Origin of the sequence: Polyangium sorediatum (genome assembly GCF_029946465.1) — a bacterium.
In the GTDB taxonomy this organism is placed as follows: domain Bacteria; phylum Myxococcota_A; class Polyangia; order Polyangiales; family Polyangiaceae; genus Polyangium; species Polyangium fumosum.
On sequence record NZ_JARZHI010000161.1, the window covers coordinates 1 to 2,655 of the forward strand.

Consider the following 2,655-nt stretch of genomic DNA (forward strand, 5'->3'; position numbering starts at 1 on the left):
GGGCGCTGCCCCGGACCCCGCGGGGGGCTGTCCGCCCCCTCGACCCCGGACCAGCGAGGCGCTGGACCCAGGGTTGAAAAACTGCGCTCCGCGCAGTTTTTCAAACAGGCCGACGAAGAACCCAGGTCGCCAGCCGAACCCGCAGCGCGGCTGTCTTGGTTGGCAACGCCGTTGCTGGTCTTCACCGGGCCTGTTCGATGAACTGCGCGGAGCGCAGTTCATCGAGCCTGGGTCCAGCCCCTGGCTGGTCCGGGTCCAGGGGCGGACAGCCCCTGGTGGGGCCTGGGGCAACGCCCCAGCTCTGCGGCTTCACTCCGTCGGTGTGTTCGGCCGTGGCGGCTTGGGTCCACGCGGAGGGCGGGTCCGCCGCGGGAGCTTTCGCTCTTCCGGCGCGAGGTTCGCGTCGCGGACGCGCTGCATCAGGGTGCGAAAGACACGCGAGAGGCCTGCCTCGATCTCCGGGTTTTCTCCGCAGAGCGTGAGGGCGGCTGCGACGGATTCGAGCGTCGAGACGTACTCGCGCCGCGGCTCGGCGCGCAGCCGGCCGTAGATGGAGGGTTTGGTGGGCCGCAGGTTCATGCGGTTCAGCTTGTTCAGCCAGGGATTGCGCCACCACAGGGTCTTCGCCTTCGACCAGGTCCCGTCGAGGACGAGGATTCCTTCGAGATCCTGGGGATCGAGGGGCGCGCCGCGCCTCGTGGTGACGTCGCTTTGCGCCTCGCTGTCGGGGAAGAGGACGGCCCATTTGTGCGGGTCGACGTCCTCCTCGCCGAGCGCGTGCCCGAGGTTGCGCCAGCTCAAGCCCACGACGAGCTGCGCCCGCGGCAGGCTTGCGAGGACGATCTGCGCCGAGCCGAGCAGCGCGTCCTGCTCTTGCGGGTGCTGGAGGATCAACACGCGGCGGTCTGTCGGGTACGAGACGATACGGTCGCACACGCAGGCGACGGTCGGGCGGCGGCAGGTGTCACAGGCGGGGAGCACGGCGTGACGTTACCACGCCGTGGGGGCAGGGGGCCGCGATCTGCGATCAGCGCGCCGTGGCTTCGCAGACGGTGACCTCGGGGACGAACACCGAGAGCACCTCGCCGCAGCGACAAGGCGAGTAGACGCTCCCGACGAACGTGCTCAGGTTGCGCCGGGATTCGAGCTCCTCGCCGTCGGGCAGGTTCACGACGAGCGCGCGTTTCTTGAAGGTGACGGCGAGCCCGTCGGCCTCGTGTTTGCCGGCGAAGGAGCCGTGGTCGAAGGCGCCGAGCAACGTGAAGAGCCCGTCCTCGCGCAGCTTGGTTCGCGTGGGCGAGCGGAAGCCGCGCGAGACCTGGAGGACCGGATCGGGCTGCGGCACGTCGCCTTCGAGCGGGAGCGCGTCGATCCGGGTCAGCTCTCGGTTGCCGAACCAGTGAATGCCCCGGCGCCCGTAGAGCTGGAAGAAGTAGGGAATGTCGCCGCGGGCGAGCTGCTCCTTCTCCGCGTCGAGCAGCGGCGGCCAGAGCGAGGCGGGGCGGGCGCGCACGTACTCTTCGGTCCCGCGCAGGCACACCCGGATGGGCATCTCCCCGAGCTCCGGGAGGCCCGCGAAGACGCCGGCGATCGCGCGCGCGTGCCGTTCGAGAAAGACGAGCGTGCTCTGGTAGGCGCTCGCCATCGCGACCAGATCCGCCGGGTCGATGGGCTTGCCGAGGTAGGGCAGGGCGCGACGAACGCCGGCGGCGTGGCGACAGATCGCGGCGACCTCGGGATCGGCGTCCGGCAGGAGCTTCGTTTCGGTCGGGAGCGAGAGGTCCGCGAGGATCATCTCGACGTCGAGCGGCGTGAACACCACGCGGCCGCGCCCATCGACGCCGAGCACGAGGTTCTCCCAGTGCAGATCGGCGACGCCGAGGAAGCTCCACAGCGCGACCGAGCGGCCCACGATCCGCGCGAGCTCACGCTTCTGGGCGGCGCTCGACGGCGCGGGCAGCGGCTCCAGCGTGACGGCCTCCACCTCGCCGCCGTCCCGCGCTCGGGGGGAGGAGAACTTCAGATCGGGGAGATAGCCGAACAGGTCGGCGCCGAGCCCCTCCCGTTCGGCGGTCTCGGTGAGGAAGCGCCGGAGCGGGCTCTCTGCCGCGAGCAGGAGCCACTCCCAGAAGACCGTGCGGGGCTTGAGGATGCGGCCGTCGCGCCGCGTGACGCGGCGCCCGAAGTTGTGGGCGTCGCCGAGGTGGGTGCGTGCGTTGGCCATCGGGGGCGATTTTACACGGAAGTTGTTTGTCGGCACGGCACCGGGCGCGAAATCATCCTGGGTGGGGCACAACGAGCACGCACGTGATGTTGTCGGCTGCGTCGTGATGGTTTGCCCGGCCGAGGAGGCTCTGCACGGCGACGTCGAGGTCGGGATGCGCGCGAATCACCGCGGCCATTTCGTCGGCAAGATTCTATCCCGCACGCGCGTGCTGTAGTAGAGGCGCGCCCACGATGAATCTCTCCAAGACCGTTTGCACCTCGCTCCTCTTCGCCACCGTCGGCCTCGCCGTCGCTTGCGGCGGCGCGACGCCCGCCCCCGAGACGCCCGCGGAGGCGCCGGCGACCCCGCCCCCCGCCGCGGAGCCCGCCCCGGCGGCCACGCCGGCCCCCGCCACGGAGCCGAGCGCCCCGGCGCCCGCCGCCGACGCC

3 protein-coding genes and 1 pseudogene are annotated in these 2,655 nt (G+C 71.0%); 1 reads left to right on the forward strand and 3 read right to left on the reverse strand.

Features of this window, described 5'->3' with window-relative positions:
• Positions 1-309: 309 nt before the first annotated feature.
• Genes QHF89_RS49740 through QHF89_RS49750 form a run of 3 tightly spaced genes read right to left on the reverse strand, consistent with a single transcriptional unit; the run spans position 310 to position 2,402 of the window.
• Positions 310-981: a tRNA-uridine aminocarboxypropyltransferase gene (locus QHF89_RS49740; RefSeq protein ID WP_136972278.1), complete on the reverse strand. Its 672-nt coding sequence runs from the start codon at positions 979-981 to the stop codon at positions 310-312.
• A 46-nt stretch (positions 982-1,027) separates the two neighbouring features.
• Positions 1,028-2,224, reverse strand: coding sequence for a glycoside hydrolase family protein (locus tag QHF89_RS49745; protein WP_136972277.1), 1,197 nt, complete (start codon positions 2,222-2,224; stop codon positions 1,028-1,030).
• 52 nt (positions 2,225-2,276) lie between these two features.
• Positions 2,277-2,402 carry a hypothetical protein gene (locus QHF89_RS49750; RefSeq protein WP_284722024.1) on the reverse strand — a complete coding sequence of 42 codons (126 nt, stop codon included), beginning with the start codon at positions 2,400-2,402 and terminating at the stop codon, positions 2,277-2,279.
• A gap of 55 nt (positions 2,403-2,457) precedes the next feature.
• Here QHF89_RS49750 and QHF89_RS49755 point away from each other — a divergent pair.
• Positions 2,458-2,655: pseudogene (locus QHF89_RS49755) on the forward strand (hypothetical protein); the annotation flags it as partial.

Coding starts and splice junctions, on each gene's coding strand:
- QHF89_RS49750 (WP_284722024.1), bottom strand. CDS start 2,402: ATGGCCGCGGTGATTCGCGCGCATCCCGACCTCGACGTCGCCGTGCAG.
- QHF89_RS49745 (WP_136972277.1), bottom strand. CDS start 2,224: ATGGCCAACGCACGCACCCACCTCGGCGACGCCCACAACTTCGGGCGC.